We start from the raw sequence: 15,254 nt of genomic DNA, 5'->3' as shown, positions 1-15,254 counted from the left end.
GTTATTTTTTCGGCCTATAATCCTCATGAGTATCTTAAAATAGTAAATTGATAGAAAACATGACGCTCGATGGCTGTAGGCATTTATCATGGTGTGAAATTATGTTGGGGGGAAGCTATTTCGCTCGGCAAGGATATTTGTGTCACCTTGACTGGAAAGGGGATACTGGCGATGTGTCGTGGAGTATTAATTCACTTGCTTTGGCCCGAAATTTCAAGAGATTCCAAGAAGTAGAGATTCGACAAGATAAAAATGTATACTTAACAGATATATATCTAGGCAAGGCGGCTCAAATCTTGGCCAAATCCAAGCTATCAATAGCTATCATAGAAAACCCTGAAGATTCCTACATCTTCACGTTACTCAAAGACAAGTCAGTTCAATCATTTATATAGTCCGGGCAAGAGCTTGGCCTTGAGTGCAGTGTTCTGACAGCGCCAAAGAATAATGGGTGGCTCAAAAAGATATTTTCCTGAAGAGCCATTTCAAAGGTCTCGCCCAAATTCCTTTGCGCTCAAGGTGTTTATTCTTCTCCTGCGGCAACAACACAGTAGGTGGTTCTATGTTCGAACGCTCCGGTCGTTCTTTGCAAATCTCGATTTTCTGGTTCATCAGCTTTTGTCGTTTTGCCGTGCTGACTGTGGAAAGTGCGCGCGGATTGGCTATATTTCCTAGAGACGAAGACGTCAGGGCATCGAGGGATGCCGGTGCTATTGTTCTACCGACGGAGATGGGAAAACTCGTAAGTCGGCTTTGAATCTATATTACTGAATGCTGCATCCCGCTCGAAGGTCTGATTTTAGGTGCTTAGGAAAAATTATATTGGCATTTCAAATCGGACGTCCCTGATAGGCCTTGGGCGCGAATTCCCATCAATTATTTCTGAGAGAGAACTGGTCCTTCATCACAAAGGGTTCAAAGCTGCCTTGCGGCGGGTTGGAGCTGTTCATATGCGCCTTTGGGTCTTCGCGCGAGAAGGTGCCGTCCGTCCGCTTTGATTTGTCCCAGACCGGAATATGCGGGGCAATGCCCCGTTCCGCGATCAGCCAGCCCAGCATCTCCGCCGATCCGTACCCCCCTGTCGCCGAGCAATGTGTCAGGTTCCATATCGAAGCGGTTCGGCGCGCAGCAGGATCAACCGGTGAGATGTATTTTGGAACGATCTTGGTGGCCGCGCCGAATGCGGCATCATCCCGCGTTTCCAGATAGTCGTCGATGACGCGGGCCGTCAGTTCCGGCGGCAAGCCTTCTTTGCTCTCGATCCCACGCGTCTGGTTCGCATTCGCCGGGATCAAGCTGGCATTGAGCCCAAAGCTGTGACCTCCAACTCGTCCTTCATCAATGCCGCGCTGCAAGACGATCTCAAACAGATGCCGGAATAAGCCGCTTTCCCGGAAACAGCCGTGCCTGTTTTTGGAAAAGCCTGAATGATCAGGCACCGCATCCAACAGATCGAGCCTGCAAAACCACCGATAGGCCAGAGTGACATGGACCTCTTCGCAAAGCCCACGCTCAGACCCGATGCCCATGCAATAGCCCAGCAACACCATCCGGATCATCAGTTCAACGGACTTTTCAACAGTATCCGGACAAACGAACTTTCGCTGCGGAAGTCCCAATGACCGCTGCTTGAAAACTCTTGTCCCTACAAGAACCTCAGGAATACGTCTGTTGATTCGTGATTGTCAGATGGCAATTCGCCGAATTCTTAATTGGCCAAGCTGATGCCCGCACTGGCACATCACAGGCACGATTTATGATTTACTCATATTGTCAATGAGTTGTCGGATGGGTGTGCTGTGAATGTTGCCCAGTTGAAGGACGCCGATTTGATCTGGACATACAAAACATCAGATGTTTAGTATTATCAAATGAATGAAATGTTGTACTATGATCTAAAAGATGCCAGCGGGGTTGCCCCAGGGCTTGCTACGCAGGTGTCGCGGGAGCTGGGCCGTCGCATTGTTGCAGGGCATTACAAGGAAAACGCCCTGATCGAGGATGAGGGAAGGCTCTCGCAACGGTTTGGGGTAAGTAAGTCAGTCATCCGTGAGGGTGTGAAGCTACTGGTCAGCAAAGGTCTGCTTGAAGTTAAGCGGGGCAGCGGCACGCGGGTACGCCGTCGGGCGAGTTGGGCTTTGCTGGATGATGATGTGTTGGCATGGCATCTGTCTGTTGATCCCAAGCCTGCTTTTTTGCGTCAGTTGCTCGACATGCGCCGTATGATGGAACCCAAGGCCGCTGGTTGGGCTGCCATGCATGGAACTGAGGAACAGTACGCCGAGATCGAGGCTGCGCAGGTGCGCATGGAAGAAGACTCCCATTCGATTGAAGATTTTGTGGTTGCGGATGCCCTGTTTCACCGTGGGATACTGCGTGCTGCCAACAATGAAATTTTGCTATCAATGGAAGGCGTTATCTTTTCCGCTCTGCTCAGTTCGATCCGATTGACCAACCGCGATCCACGAGAAAACGCAAATTCGATCCCGTTTCACCGCAAGGTCCTTGAGGCGATCAAGGCGCGGGATCATGCGCTCGCAGAAGAGATGATGACAGCCCACTTGAACGATACGAGCCAACGTCTTGAGGGCGCACTGAAAGATATGGCCGGAGGAGCTTTGAAAAACTGACCGCCCAGCTGGGCAAAGATATTCACGAGCCTGCTGTGGTGTGCAGGCTAGTGGGTGGCAGCGCAACACCGGATTCAATCAACGTCGCGCTACCGGATCCAACCCGAGATTTCGGGGAAACCACCAGACGAAAAGACGCCCAAAAAAGCGTCAAAACATCAATGAGGAGGATATGATGTTTTCAAACCTAAAGAAAGGTCTTCTCGCGACGACCATGCTGGCCAGTGCAACGCTTGTTGCCCAGTCCGCTTCTGCCGAAGACATGGTGGCACTCTTGCTGCCTGAAAACGTAAACCCACGTTGGGAACAGCAGGATGCAGCGGCCTTTTTGCGCACTATGGCCGAGATTGCCCCTGACGTGAAGGTTGAGGTCTTCAACGCCAACAATGATACGTCCGTGCAGCAGCGTCAGGCAGAGCAAGCGTTGACACAAGGCGCCAAAGTACTGGTTGTGATCCCGATTGACGGTGAAAGCTCTGCTATTATCGCAGACACTGCCGCAGAAGAGAGCGTGCCAACCATCGCCTATGATCGGATGATCAACTCTGAGAACACGACGTTCTGGGTGCAGGCTGATCTTGAAGGCATGGGTTATGACCAAGCGATGCACGTGATCAATAACACCGCAGACGGCGATACGCTGGTCATGCTAAAAGGCTCTCCTACTGACCCCAACGCGGCCGTGATCCACAATGGCCAGCTCCGCGCGTTGACACCGCTCTACGAAAGCGGCGCACGTGTGATGGGCTATGAAAACTGGACCCAAGGCTGGGATCCGGCGATTGCACGCCGATCCATGGACCAGGCTTTGACGCAGTTGAACAATAATGTTCAGGGAGTAGTCTCCTCCAACGATGGTAACGCCGGCGCGGCGATTGCCGCGATGGAAGAACAAGGCATGGCGGGCACGGTTCCTGTCTCCGGTCTGGACTGCACGGTACAGGCGCAGCAACTGATGTTGCTTGGCAAGCAAACTCAATGTGGCTGGCGTCCGCTTGAAGATATGGCCGCAGCAGCCGCGCAAGTGACCGTACGCTTGGTGAACGGCGAAGATTTCTCCGACCTTGCCCCGCAAACGGTTGAAAACGGTGTCGGCGCGACCGTCGCCTACGTTCCGGTCGGATCATACTCCGCTGTTGGTGTGGATGGCGTCGCCTATGTGATCGCAAACGACGCATCGATCACCAAAGAGATGGTGTGCCAAGGCGAAGCCGCAGAAACGACTTTCTGCCAGTAATCGGAACAAAAATGTCTGAACATGAAAGTAAGGTGAGGCCAGCGGCCCCACCCCCTCACCTGCGCGTGAGCGGTATTCACAAACGATTTGGTGGCGTCTACGCCCTGCGCGGCGTCGACTTTGAGGTCTCCCGCGGTGAGGTGATGGCGCTGGTCGGCGACAATGGTGCGGGAAAGTCCACCTTGATGAAGGTGCTGGCCGGTGCCCATGCCGCCGACGAAGGCCAGTTCTTCATGGATGAAGCCCCTGTGAGTGTGAATTCCCCTCATGACGCAAGTGATCTGGGCATCCAGATCGTCTATCAGGACCTTGCGCTTTGCGAAAACTTGGATGTCGCGGCGAACCTGTCTCTGGGCGCGGAGCCGGTGAAAGCGGGTTGGTCATTCCTGCCACGTCTGCTGCGTCCGCTCGACGACCTCGAGATGGAGGTGAAGGCGCAACAGGCGATTGATCGTTTGCAAGTACGCACCCTTCAATCTGTGCGCGCCAAGGTCGGCGGCTTGTCCGGCGGGCAGCGTCAAGCGATTGCTATTGCCCGCGCCGTCGGAGCAGACGGGTCGGTGGTGATGCTGGATGAGCCGACTGCGGCACTTGGGGTCGCGCAAACGCGGCAAGTTCTCGATGTGGTCAAACGGCTGCGCGATACCGACCACGCAGTCGTCTACATCTCTCACAATATGCGCGACATCTTTGAGGTTGCTGACCGCATTTGTGTCCTGCGACACGGCGGCAATGTCGCGACCTGGAGAAAAGAAGACATAACCCCTGATGAAATTGTCGCGGCGATGACGCGCGGCCTTGATGATGAGGCCGGAAATGCAGCCTGAACACAAACTTTCTTTCATCGACCGACTGCGGATCATGCGCGAAACCCGGTTCGGTGCTTTCGTGCCGGTGCTATTGGCACTTGCAGCGATCTGGGCCTACTTCGGTCTTGCCGTTCCGCTTTGGGAATATTGGGGTGATCCGAATGCTGAAAACATCCGGTTCATTTTTCTCAGCCCGCGCAACATCTACAACCTATTCATGCAATCGGCCGTGATTGCGACGCTGGCCGTCGGCATTACGGTTGTTTTGCTGCTTGGTGATATTGACCTGTCAGCTGCGGCAACCGCTGGCGTCTGTGCAGCACTTCTGGGCGTCCTAGTGCTGGCTGGCGTGCCTGGCCCGATCGCCTGTCTGATTGTTATGGGCGTCGGCATTATCATGGGCACGGTCCAGGGTGTCTTAGTCGCTTATGTGGGCATTCCGTCCTTCGTTGTGACACTGGCTGGCTTGCTCGGTTTTCAGGGGCTGATGCAGAAAATTCTGCCGACGGGAAACCTGAATGTTGGTGATCCCTTTGTGCGCGGGTTTGCGCGGATTCTTCTGCCGGACGCGCTTGGCTGGGTGCTGGCACTGGCATGTATCGCAGTCTTCGCGTGGCTAAGCCTGCGCAAGCAAGGGCAGCGCAAGGTACGCGGATTGGAGTTGGACAGCACGGCAGCTGTCTGGGGTCAGATCGCGTTTTTCGGAGCGATCATGCTGGCGACAGTGGCCACGCTAAACAGCTACAGGTCGGTTCCTTTGCTCATTGTCTTACTCATGGCGATCACAGCGTTGGTCGGGTGGATCACAACCTCAACGCCATACGGGCGCTCGATATTCTCGGTTGGTGGCAACCCTGAAAGTGCGCGGCGCGTGGGCCTGAACGTCAAACGTATCCGAGTGTCGGCCTTTGCCATTGTCGGGCTTATGGCGGCTATCGGCGGTATCTTTGGTGCGTCGAGGTTTGGCTCCGTCAGCTACACCGCCTTTGCCGGTGGGTCGCTCCTGCTGGAATCCATTGGCGCGGCTGTCATTGGCGGCACCTCATTGTTTGGCGGGCGTGGATCGGTTTGGAACGCGATCCTTGGGGCTCTGGTCATCGGTTCGCTTGGTAACGGGCTGGATCTGTCTGGCGCGAGTGCTGCGGACAAACTGATGTTCTCGGGCGCGATCCTGTTGCTGGCCGTGGCCATTGATGCCGTGTCCCGTTCGGGCACATCGGAAAGGTAAGCCACCATGTTGAATGAAACCAACAGATCCGTTCTCGATGCCATCCTTGATGAGCTCATTCCACCGAGCGATGATGGTAAGATCCCCGGAGCGGGCGCGTTGGGTGTGGCGGAGTTTCTCCCGACTGCCCAGGCCTATGCGCCAGATCCGGCCGGATCCGTACAGACGATCATAGACGCGGTCTCGGGCGATTTTGAAGCCCTTCCGCGGGATGAAAAGGTCGCGGTTTTGAAGCGTGTCGAAGCGGCACACGTTCAAGCCTTTGAGACGCTCGTCCGGCTGACCTACATGGGCTACTACAGCCGCCCCGACATGCGCCCGCATTTTGGCGTTGGTTCGCATCCCATCCACCCCAAAGGCTACCCCGTCGAACGCGAAACAGACGCGCTGATGGATGAATTGACTGCACCGGTGCGTGCGCGAGGAAAGGCATATCGCGATGCAAAATGAACCCGTCGACGTTCTGATTATCGGTGCGGGTGCCTCTGGTGCGGCCATCGCATGGTCACTCTTGGAGACCCGGATGCGCATCCTGTGTCTGGAACAAGGCCCACGTCTTGACGACACGGATTTCCCTAGCCGCCATGGCGACTATGAGCTTGCGCGATATGGCGAATTCTCCTGCGATCCCAATGTGCGTGGGTTGAAGCAGGACTATCCGATCAATGTCGATGACAGTTGCATCACACCGGTGAATTTCAATGCGGTCGGTGGCTCGACGATCAACTTCCTTGGTCACTGGCCCCGGATGAAACCGTCAGATTTCCGCACGCAAAGCCTTGATGGCGTCGGCGCAGATTGGCCCGTCGACTATGACACCCTCGCACCCTTCTACGATATGAATGACCGCAACACGGGTGTGTCCGGCCTTGGCGGTAACCCTGCTTATCCGGACTACGCCCCGGAACTGCCTCCAATCCCAATCGGCAAATTGGGTCAAACGCTGGCCAAAGGGTTCAATGCAAAGGGCTATCACTGGTGGCCGTCGGATGTGTCGATCCTCAGTCAGGATCATGACGGTCGGCAGAAATGCGTCAATGCGGGCACCTGTGATCTGGGCTGTGCGGCGGGGGCCAAGGGCGGCACCAATTTCACCTATTGGCCGATGCTGGAAAACGCGGGCGTTGAGTTGCGAACGGGGTGCCGCGTCCGCGAAATTCTTGTGGATGAGAGCACAGGCTTTGCCACGGGTGCGTTGTATCACGGGCCAGACGGGCAAGTTTATGAACAACGTGCCGAGCTGGTTATTGTTGCCTGCAACGGTGTCGGTACGCCGCGCCTGTTGCTCAATTCCAAATCAAAAACCTTCCCTGATGGGCTGTCAAATCGCAACGGCATTGTTGGAAAGAACCTGATGTTCCACCCGCTAACTGGCGTGGCTGGAGTCTTTGATGAGCCTATGTTGGGGCACGAGGGGCCTATGGCCTGCTCGATCCTGTCGCAGGAATTCTATGAGACCGATCCGAACCGCGATTTTGTGCGTGGATACGGGTTGCATTCGGGGCGGTCCACGACGCCGATGACCTATGCGCTTGGGGGCTATGGCATCGATAATCCGGTCCCATGGGGCGCTGAACACCGCGAGGTCATGGATAATGTGTATCCGTACCTGGCGGGCCTGACTGTGGTCAGCGAAGATCTTCCCGAGGAACACAACTGCGTCACGCTGGATCCTGATTTGAAAGACAGTGACGGCATTCCAGCGCCGAAGATCAGCTATCGGCTGGGTGAAAACACTCGCAAGATGCTGCGGCACGGGGAAGAACGGGCCAAGGAAATTCTGCTCGCGGCCGGGGCAAAGCGCGTCCTTTCAAAGGGCGATGACAACGTGTGGTGGCGCGCAGGTTGGCATCAGATGGGCACCTGCCGGATGGGCGACGATCCGGAGACATCTGTAGTGAACGGCTGGGGTCGCAGCCACGACGTGAAAAATCTGTTCATCGTGGATGGCTCGATCTTTCCGACAGCAGGGGCGGTCAACCCGACCTCCACCATTCAGGCGCTGGCGCTCTATATCGGCGACAGCATCAAGACCAACATTGAAACCCTGTTTGATTGAGGCGCGCGATGGATTTCCCAACACAGATGTATATCGATGGCGCGCTGACAGACGGTTCTGCAACACGCGAAGTGGTCAATCCTGCGACAGAAACAGCGGTGGCCGCCGTGGCCGTAGCGGGTATGGATGATGTGGAACGTGCCTTGCAGGCAGCGAAGGTAGCTTTTCCCACCTGGGCGGCGGCGCCGATTGCTCAGCGGCAGGCATGGATGCGCAAGTTGCGTGATGAAGTCGTCGCAAGCGAAGACTGGCTGCGCACCTGCGTCCACCACGAAATGGGCAAGCCTTGGGCGCAGACCGAAGAAGACTGGGATCGCTTGGTTGCCTCACTTGAGTTTTACGCTGAAGAAATCACAAGGTTGAACGATTACAGTCTGACCGACCGCGCGGGCACACATACGCACCGCATAGTCTATGAACCGGCCGGGGTGGCAGTCGCATTTCTTGCATGGAACTTCCCGCTGCTGAATCTTGCCTTCAAAATTGGACCGGCTATGGCGGCAGGTTGCCCGATTATCATTCGGCCGTCGGATGCGACACCGATTTCGGCCTATGCTGTCGGGGCGTTGTGCGAAAAGATCGGGCTGCCGAAAGGGGTCGTGCAAATCCTGGCGACCGAGAGCTATGCGGTGGCGGATGCATTGAGTGCGTCAACCATTCCACAAGTGATCACGCTGATTGGCTCAACGAAGACGGGCCAGCATATCATGCGCACGGGCGCGACCTCGATCAAACGATACTCGATGGAACTGGGCGGCAACGCGCCCGTGCTGGTATTTGAGGATGCCGACCTTGATCTGGCGGCTGACATCGTCACAGGCGTGAAGTTCAGCAATGCAGGGCAAATTTGCGTGTCCCCCAACCGGGTGTTTGTCGCCAAAGCGGTGCGCGATGCCTTTACGAAAAAGGTCTTGGAACGTGCAAAAGCCGCCAAGGTCGGGTTCGACAAAGACACCGACATCACCACCGGCCCCGTGATCGACGGGCGGGCATGGACCCGACTTAAGGGGCTGGTTGATGACGCTGTGTCCCAGGGTGCCAGGCTTTTGGCAGGTGGCGACAGGCCAGCGGGCCTGAACGCGGGGCATTACTTGGCCCCCACCGTCCTGACAGAAGTGAACGAGACAATGGCCGTCTACCGCGAAGAGACCTTTGGACCTATCGTCAGCATCGTACCATTCGATACGAAAACTGACCTCTTGCGCATGGCCAATGATTGCGAAGAGGGCGGGCTAACTGCCTATATCTTCACCCGAAATCTGGCGCGTGCTGAATATTTCGCAGCACATCTGCGCTATGGCGAAATTCAAATCAACGGCGTGAAATATGACATTGATCTGCCACACGGTGGGATCGGGCAATCGGGGATCGGGCATGATTGTTCACCGCTCGCGCTGCACGACTATCTTGTGCAAAAGCGGATCACGCGCGCCGAAGGAACCACCACATTCGGAGGCCTAAACCTATGAAGATCGTGCGCATCACCAGCCATGTTTTGGGCTACGACTTGCCGGAACCCTTGGGTTATTCGCAGCAGTACTACACGAAACGCACGGCTCATTTGGTCGAGGTGGAAACCGACGAGGGCATCACCGGTTGGGGCGAGTGTTTTGGCGCTGGCAATATCGCGCTGGCCAACAAGGGCATCGTCGAGCAGGTGATCCAGCCGATGGTGCTGGGAATGGATCCGCTGGATCGCGACGTGATCTGGCACAAGGTCTATAACCTGATGCGCGATCACGGCCAAAAAGGGATGCCGCTGCAATCATTGTCCGGTGTCGACATCGCACTGTGGGACATCGCGGGCAAAGTAGCGGGGATGCCGCTATATCAGATGATCGGTGGGGCACATCGCGACCGGATCGAGGTGTACGGCTATGGCATGATGCTGCGTCCTGAAAGCGCCGACAGCCTTGTTGCGCGCTTTGTGGACGAGGCCGCTGCCATCAAAGACATGGGTTTCAAAGCTGCCAAAATGAAGGTCGGCCTTGGCCCCAGGGACGACGTGCGCCTGATCGAGGCCGTGCGCCGCGGTGTGGGCGATGAATACCGCTTTATGATCGATGCCAACCACGCCTACACGACCCATGACGCGTTCTATGTGGGCCGCGCTATGGAGGAATTTGACCCCTATTGGTTCGAAGAACCTGTCGCCCCCGAAGACCTCGATGGCTACCGCGAATTGCGCTCTGGTCTACGGGTGAACATCTCGGGCGGCGAAGCTGAATTCAACCGTTGGGGCTGGCGCGCGCTGCTTGAAAGCCGTGGCCTCGACATTGCCCAGCCAGAGGTCTGCGCATTGGGCGGGATCAGCGAATACCTGCGGGTGCTGGCCCTGTGTCACGCGCATTTCACGCCCGTTGTGAACCATGTCTGGGGCTCGGCCGTGGCGGTCGCCACCAACATGCATCTGCTGGCTGCCATGCCGCCTCTGCCCGGTGGTTTGTTCCCGTGGGAGCCGATGCTGGAGTTCGACACGACGCACAATGCATTCCGCGATGAATTGCTGACCGAACCCTTGGATATTCAAGGCCAGGTCGCTGCCAACGGTGGGCAGGTTTCCATCCCAGATGGTCCGGGTATCGGGGTCACCCCCGACCGCGATTTTATCCGTCATTACACGATCAGCAGCTGATGCTGATCGCACCCAACCAGTCCCACAGGAGGAAACTATGAAGCTGATGTCCTTTGGCAAAATTGCCATGATCACCGCAAGCACAGTGGCGCTGTCAAGCGCTGCATTCGCGCAAGAGGTCACCCTGCGCATGGGTGTCGTGACACCAACAGATCATCCGCACTCTATCTCGGCACGAGAATTTGCGCGTTTGGTCGAAGAGAAGACAGGCGGCGACGTCGCTGTGTCTGTATCTGACAACGGCGCGCTTGGGTCCAACCCCGAGCTTTTGGATGCGGTGCAGACGGGTATCATCCACTTCACCGTCTCCACCCCAGGTGTGATGGCCGAATATTCCTCTGCGATGGGTATTCTTGAGCTTCCTTATGTCTTCCAAAGCATCGACCACATGAAGGCCGTCACACGCGGCGATGTAGGCACGCAGATGGGCGCGGATTATCAGGACGCCACCGGTGTCGAGGTTCTGGGCTACTTCGGTGGCGCGCAGCGCAACATGATCACGACCAATGCCACGATCAACGGCGTTGAAGACCTCGAAGGTCTGAAAATGCGCACATGGGAATGGAGCGTAATGTTGGACTGGTGGTCCGGTCTGGGTGCGCTTGGGTCTGTGGTGGCCTTCCCCGAAGTCTACACCGCGCTGCAGACTGGCGTTGTTGACGGGGCAGAAAACGAATTCACGACTTTTACAACCGCACGCTGGGCCGAGGTTGCCAAGAATGTGTCGCTGACCCAGCACTCAATCACTGTCCTCCCGCTGGTGGGGAATGCTGCGGCTCTTGCTGGTCTGTCGGACGACCATCAGGCCGCGATCCGCGAAGCCGCAGTCGAGGCCGCCGATTTCGATGTGGCCCTTGAAGGGGAATTGGACATGAAGAACATGGCCGCCCTTGGGGCAGACTACGATGTGGTCTTCACCGAGCCCGACAAAGCCCCGCTGATCGAAGCCTCTGCCGCCGTTGTGACCAACTTTGCCGCCGAAAACGGCCTTGAAGATCTGGCCGCTGCAATCGCTGCCGCTGCTGAATAGGTTACCTCCCGTGCGGTCCCTGCTTTCTGGTGGGGGCCGCATCCCGACACCGCTTTGAGGAGGGCGCGATGTTACACAAGATCGTCGATAAGGTAGAATGGGCGCTGGAAAAGAGCGCGGCACTGATGTGCCTTGTGCTGTTGGTCTGCCTGTTTACCGAAGTTCTGACGCGCTATGTGTTCTTTACGTCGATCCCTGAAATTCAATACATCGTGCCGTTCTGCTTTCTGTGGATGGTCATGTTCGCCTCTGCCATCGCCGTGCGCAAAGGCACCCATTTTGAGGTCGACCTGCTGCAAACGAGCCTGTCGGGTCTGGCCAAACGCATTCACTGCGCTTTGATGTTGCTGATGGTGATGGCGGGCGGGTTGATCATCGCGCGGTCCTCAATTGATTTCGTGCAATTGGGCCTGCTCAAGAAGAGCCCCGCGACCGGCATTCGCATGATCTACATCTACGCCTCGCTTTTGATCGGCGGCGGCCTGATCGCGCTGATGGCGCTGGAACAGTTGTTTGCCTGCTCTGACGACACACCCGATGACATTGATACCATTCTTGACGCCAACAAGGCCGAGATCTCTGCGGAGGACCTGACATGACGTCCGAACTCGCGCTGTCCATTCTTTTGATCAGTTTCGTGATCCTGTTCACGATCGGTGTCCCGCTGGCGATTTCTTTGCTGTTCTCTTCCGTGCTCACAATTGCGGCCGACCCGAGTCTCAGCATCGTGGTGCTGCCGCAAAAGCTCTATACCGGCATCGACAATTTCCTGCTGCTGGCGATCCCCGGTTTCATGTTCGCCGCCCTGATGATGAACAAGATCGGCGTCACCCGCGACATTGTCCGACTGTCCGATCTGCTGGTCGGGCGGATCAAGGGTGGGCTGGCGCATATCAACGTGGTCTCCTCCATGCTGATGGGCGGCGTGTCCGGGTCTTCGACGGCGGATGTGGCAGGGATTGGGGCCATTCTGGTGCCCGCGATGAAGGAAAAGGGCTATTCCCCTGGCTTCGCCGCATCGCTGACCGCCGCGTCGTCGTCGATCGGGTCGATCATTCCTCCGTCAATCCTGATGGTGATCTATGGTGCCTCGGCCAATGTGTCGATTGGCGCGCTTTTCATGGCGGGCTACATTCCGGGCATTCTGGTGGGCCTGACCCAGTTGATAATCGCGTGGTATTACGCCCATAAATTCGGGATCGACCTGCGGAGCACCGAAAAGAAATCGCGCAGCGAAAAGTTCGAAATCCTCGCCAAAGGCCTGATCCCCGTGTCGGTCATCGGTGTGATTATCGGCGGCATTCTGACCGGCGTTATGACAGCGACGGAATCTGCGGCTGTGGCGTCGGTCTATGTCGTCGCCGTGGGCGTCGTGGTTTATCGCAAGATGACGTTCAAGATGCTGATGGATGTGGCGATTGAAACCGCCATGCTCACCGCTGTTGTGATGATCTGCGTTGGAACGGCCACTCTGTTTGGCTGGTTGATGTCCTTTTATGGAATCCTTGATGTAGCAGGCGGGTTGTTTGAAACCTATGCCAGTAGCCCGACGATGTTCCTGCTGTTCGCCACCGTGCTGTTTCTGTTGCTCGGGACGTTCATGGACCCGGCACCGGCGATGTTGATCTTTGTGCCTGTCCTCGCATCGGTTGCTGCCACCATTGGTGCCGACCCTCTGCAACTGGGGATCCTCGTCATCATGGCGCTGGCGATCGGCAAGATTACACCGCCCTATGGCATCAGCCTGCTACTGGCTTGCACGATTGCGGAAATCCCGCTGTCCAAGGGCTTGGGATGGACGTTGGTGTTCTTCGGTTCCTTCTGTTTGTTGATGGTCTTCATCATCCTGTTCCCCGCCATCACGTTGGGCTTGCCCACGTGGCTGGCCCCTGAATTGATGGGACGCTGAGACATGGCTGATCCGCATTTTGTCGCAGTCGATTGGGGCACAACCAGCTTCCGGCTTTGGGTGATGGACGAAGACGCCAACATCCTTGCCACGACCTCTGGCCCTTATGGCATGTCTCGTCTGAAACCCAATGAATATGACCACGCGTTGGAAGACAGCTTGCGAAAGCTGAATGTGGCGCGGGATATTCCTGTTATCATCAGCGGTATGGCCGGCGCGGCGCAAGGGTGGTGCGAAGCGCCTTATCTGTCGGCTCCCACACAACTTGATGATCTTGGCGCAGGTGCTGTAAAAGTCGCTGGCGCATCCCGCGATGTCCGCATTTTGCCGGGGGTTAAACAATCCTCCCCGGCCAATGTGATGCGCGGTGAAGAAACGCAGATTGCAGGGCTCTTGCGCGAGCAGCCTGACTTCGACGGCATTGCTTGCCTGCCGGGCACACATACAAAATGGGTCCGCATCAACAATCGTGCCATCAACGCATTTGAAACCTGTATGACAGGTGAGCAATTTGCGTTCTTTTCCGCGACTTCTGTGCTGTCTCATTCCATGGCCGACGGTGGTTGGGATGAAAACGCCTTTGAAACGGCAGTGCGATTGGCGATCAATGATCCGTTGAGCGTGCCGCGCCGCCTGTTTGCGATCCGGGCTGAAATGCTCGTCGCACAGCAATCCAGCGCTCAGGCGCGGGCCACACTGTCAGGGCTTTTGATCGGACAAGAGCTTATGTCTGTGCCGCATTACTGGCAGGGCCAGCATGTAACTCTTATCGGAGCCGCCGCACTTTGTGATCCTTATTTCAAAGCGCTCGGCCTCGCTGGTGGCGCTGCGTCAATCGTTGATGTGACCGCTATGACCTTGGCCGGGATCGCGGCTGTACATCAGCAAGGGCTGCATGCCAATGCATAGAGAAATCATCGCAATTCTGCGGGGCGTACAACCAAACGAAGTTGAGAGCATCGGTGAAGTTCTGATTGAATGCGGCATTTCTACTATCGAAGTGCCGCTGAATTCTCCTGATCCCTTTGAGAGCATCTCCAAACTGGCCAGACGGTTCGGAGCGGATGCGCAAATAGGAGCTGGTACTGTTTTAGATCAGGTTGATGTGCGCCGGGTCGCCGATGTTGGTGGCCAAATCATTGTATCGCCGGATACTTCGCCGAAGGTCATCCGAGCGACAAAAGACGCCAACCTCGCCGCATATCCTGGGGTGATGACACCAACGGATTGTTTTACAGCACTTAGCAATGGCGCGGACGGCCTGAAGTTTTTCCCATCGTCAGTTTTAGGCATCAGTGGGTTCAAAGCCATGTCTGCTGTCTTGCCCGCCAACGTTCGAACCTATGCGGTCGGCGGCGCAGGACCAGAAAACTTCAGAGATTGGTTATCAGCAGGGATCACCGGATTCGGCATTGGCTCCGCCCTATATCGGGCGGGATTCAGTCCCTCAGATGTTGCGAGCCGCGCGAATGATATCGTTGCGTCCTACGATCTCGCGGCTTTTCAATAAGTAGCCATCCCATTTGAAGATACGCTCGCTTGGAAAACCTGTGACGCTATACCAGCACTGTGTAGGATCATTTGCACGAGAGCTCTCATTCATGCCGACTGCAGCATCGGTTAAAATGGGCTCAAAGCAGCCTTTGCAGCGGCGGCGTCATGATCGCGCGTCTGGACGGCTGACTGAGCATCGTCAGATGGCCGGAGGCAGCGGAAA

Annotated in this window: 15 protein-coding genes and 1 pseudogene; 15 read left to right on the top strand and 1 reads right to left on the bottom strand. The window is 56.3% G+C overall.

Going from position 1 to position 15,254, the window contains the following annotated elements; translation table 11 throughout:
* The first annotated feature begins 59 nt into the window (after nt 1-59).
* Together ACEWZM_RS20865 and ACEWZM_RS01435 are read left to right on the top strand one after the other, a co-directional pair.
* Complete coding sequence (locus ACEWZM_RS20865; protein WP_462046670.1) at nt 60-395, top strand: DUF6630 family protein; 336 nt, start codon at nt 60-62, stop codon at nt 393-395.
* A gap of 56 nt (nt 396-451) precedes the next feature.
* Nucleotides 452-757, top strand: a complete 306-nt coding sequence (locus tag ACEWZM_RS01435) for a hypothetical protein (protein WP_414004748.1) — start codon at nt 452-454, stop codon at nt 755-757.
* Between the two features lie 544 nt (nt 758-1,301).
* Here ACEWZM_RS01435 and ACEWZM_RS20860 read toward each other — a convergent pair.
* Nucleotides 1,302-1,565 (bottom strand): annotated as a pseudogene (locus ACEWZM_RS20860) (transposase); the annotation flags it as partial.
* A gap of 306 nt (nt 1,566-1,871) precedes the next feature.
* Here ACEWZM_RS20860 and ACEWZM_RS01425 point away from each other — a divergent pair.
* The 13 genes from ACEWZM_RS01425 to ACEWZM_RS01365 all read left to right on the top strand — a co-directional run bounded on the left by ACEWZM_RS01425 (nt 1,872) and on the right by ACEWZM_RS01365 (nt 15,047).
* Nucleotides 1,872-2,630, top strand: a complete 759-nt coding sequence (locus ACEWZM_RS01425) for a FadR/GntR family transcriptional regulator (protein ID WP_414004746.1) — start codon at nt 1,872-1,874, stop codon at nt 2,628-2,630.
* 172 nt (nt 2,631-2,802) lie between these two features.
* A complete protein-coding gene (locus ACEWZM_RS01420; protein ID WP_414004745.1) occupies nt 2,803-3,867 on the top strand; it encodes an ABC transporter substrate-binding protein in 1,065 nt (354 codons plus the stop codon).
* 11 nt (nt 3,868-3,878) lie between these two features.
* Nucleotides 3,879-4,694, top strand: a complete 816-nt coding sequence (locus tag ACEWZM_RS01415) for an ATP-binding cassette domain-containing protein (RefSeq protein ID WP_414004744.1) — start codon at nt 3,879-3,881, stop codon at nt 4,692-4,694.
* Entirely contained in the window at nt 4,684-5,904 is a 1,221-nt protein-coding gene (locus ACEWZM_RS01410; RefSeq protein ID WP_414004743.1) for a sugar ABC transporter permease, read from the top strand. The genes ACEWZM_RS01415 and ACEWZM_RS01410 overlap by 11 nt, the downstream gene beginning before the upstream one ends.
* Nucleotides 5,905-5,910: 6 nt before the next feature.
* Nucleotides 5,911-6,354: a gluconate 2-dehydrogenase subunit 3 family protein gene (locus ACEWZM_RS01405; RefSeq protein ID WP_414004742.1), complete on the top strand. Its 444-nt coding sequence runs from the start codon at nt 5,911-5,913 to the stop codon at nt 6,352-6,354.
* Nucleotides 6,344-7,963, top strand: coding sequence for a GMC family oxidoreductase (locus tag ACEWZM_RS01400; protein ID WP_414004741.1), 1,620 nt, complete (start codon nt 6,344-6,346; stop codon nt 7,961-7,963). Before ACEWZM_RS01405 ends, ACEWZM_RS01400 begins: the two co-directional genes overlap by 11 nt.
* 8 nt (nt 7,964-7,971) lie before the next feature.
* Nucleotides 7,972-9,432 carry an NAD-dependent succinate-semialdehyde dehydrogenase gene (locus ACEWZM_RS01395; protein ID WP_414004740.1) on the top strand — a complete coding sequence of 487 codons (1,461 nt, stop codon included), beginning with the start codon at nt 7,972-7,974 and terminating at the stop codon, nt 9,430-9,432.
* Nucleotides 9,429-10,598, top strand: coding sequence for a mandelate racemase/muconate lactonizing enzyme family protein (locus ACEWZM_RS01390; protein ID WP_414004739.1), 1,170 nt, complete (start codon nt 9,429-9,431; stop codon nt 10,596-10,598). The genes ACEWZM_RS01395 and ACEWZM_RS01390 overlap by 4 nt, the downstream gene beginning before the upstream one ends.
* A 37-nt stretch (nt 10,599-10,635) precedes the next feature.
* Nucleotides 10,636-11,628, top strand: coding sequence for a TRAP transporter substrate-binding protein (locus tag ACEWZM_RS01385; protein WP_414004738.1), 993 nt, complete (start codon nt 10,636-10,638; stop codon nt 11,626-11,628).
* Nucleotides 11,629-11,696: 68 nt separating this feature from the next.
* Entirely contained in the window at nt 11,697-12,227 is a 531-nt protein-coding gene (locus tag ACEWZM_RS01380; protein WP_414004737.1) for a TRAP transporter small permease, read from the top strand.
* Complete coding sequence (locus ACEWZM_RS01375; RefSeq protein ID WP_414004736.1) at nt 12,224-13,537, top strand: TRAP transporter large permease; 1,314 nt, start codon at nt 12,224-12,226, stop codon at nt 13,535-13,537. The genes ACEWZM_RS01380 and ACEWZM_RS01375 overlap by 4 nt, the downstream gene beginning before the upstream one ends.
* A 3-nt stretch (nt 13,538-13,540) precedes the next feature.
* Nucleotides 13,541-14,446 (top strand): 2-dehydro-3-deoxygalactonokinase, encoded by a 906-nt coding sequence (locus ACEWZM_RS01370; RefSeq protein ID WP_414004735.1) that lies wholly within the window; start codon nt 13,541-13,543, stop codon nt 14,444-14,446.
* Nucleotides 14,439-15,047, top strand: coding sequence for a 2-dehydro-3-deoxy-6-phosphogalactonate aldolase (locus ACEWZM_RS01365; protein ID WP_414004734.1), 609 nt, complete (start codon nt 14,439-14,441; stop codon nt 15,045-15,047). The genes ACEWZM_RS01370 and ACEWZM_RS01365 overlap by 8 nt, the downstream gene beginning before the upstream one ends.
* The last annotated feature ends 207 nt before the right edge of the window (nt 15,048-15,254 follow it).

The organism is Phaeobacter cretensis, assembly GCF_047372505.1.
Lineage (GTDB): Bacteria > Pseudomonadota > Alphaproteobacteria > Rhodobacterales > Rhodobacteraceae > Phaeobacter > Phaeobacter cretensis.
The sequence above is the reverse complement of the archived record's forward strand: the minus strand, read 5'-3'. Positions and strand labels throughout refer to the sequence as shown.

Coding starts and splice junctions, on each gene's coding strand:
- ACEWZM_RS01425 (WP_414004746.1), top strand. CDS start 1,872: ATGAATGAAATGTTGTACTATGATCTAAAAGATGCCAGCGGGGTTGCC.
- ACEWZM_RS01375 (WP_414004736.1), top strand. CDS start 12,224: ATGACGTCCGAACTCGCGCTGTCCATTCTTTTGATCAGTTTCGTGATC.
- ACEWZM_RS01415 (WP_414004744.1), top strand. CDS start 3,879: ATGTCTGAACATGAAAGTAAGGTGAGGCCAGCGGCCCCACCCCCTCAC.
- ACEWZM_RS01390 (WP_414004739.1), top strand. CDS start 9,429: ATGAAGATCGTGCGCATCACCAGCCATGTTTTGGGCTACGACTTGCCG.
- ACEWZM_RS01400 (WP_414004741.1), top strand. CDS start 6,344: ATGCAAAATGAACCCGTCGACGTTCTGATTATCGGTGCGGGTGCCTCT.
- ACEWZM_RS01385 (WP_414004738.1), top strand. CDS start 10,636: ATGAAGCTGATGTCCTTTGGCAAAATTGCCATGATCACCGCAAGCACA.
- ACEWZM_RS01420 (WP_414004745.1), top strand. CDS start 2,803: ATGATGTTTTCAAACCTAAAGAAAGGTCTTCTCGCGACGACCATGCTG.
- ACEWZM_RS01365 (WP_414004734.1), top strand. CDS start 14,439: ATGCATAGAGAAATCATCGCAATTCTGCGGGGCGTACAACCAAACGAA.
- ACEWZM_RS01395 (WP_414004740.1), top strand. CDS start 7,972: ATGGATTTCCCAACACAGATGTATATCGATGGCGCGCTGACAGACGGT.
- ACEWZM_RS01410 (WP_414004743.1), top strand. CDS start 4,684: ATGCAGCCTGAACACAAACTTTCTTTCATCGACCGACTGCGGATCATG.
- ACEWZM_RS01405 (WP_414004742.1), top strand. CDS start 5,911: ATGTTGAATGAAACCAACAGATCCGTTCTCGATGCCATCCTTGATGAG.
- ACEWZM_RS01370 (WP_414004735.1), top strand. CDS start 13,541: ATGGCTGATCCGCATTTTGTCGCAGTCGATTGGGGCACAACCAGCTTC.
- ACEWZM_RS01380 (WP_414004737.1), top strand. CDS start 11,697: ATGTTACACAAGATCGTCGATAAGGTAGAATGGGCGCTGGAAAAGAGC.
- ACEWZM_RS20865 (WP_462046670.1), top strand. CDS start 60: ATGACGCTCGATGGCTGTAGGCATTTATCATGGTGTGAAATTATGTTG.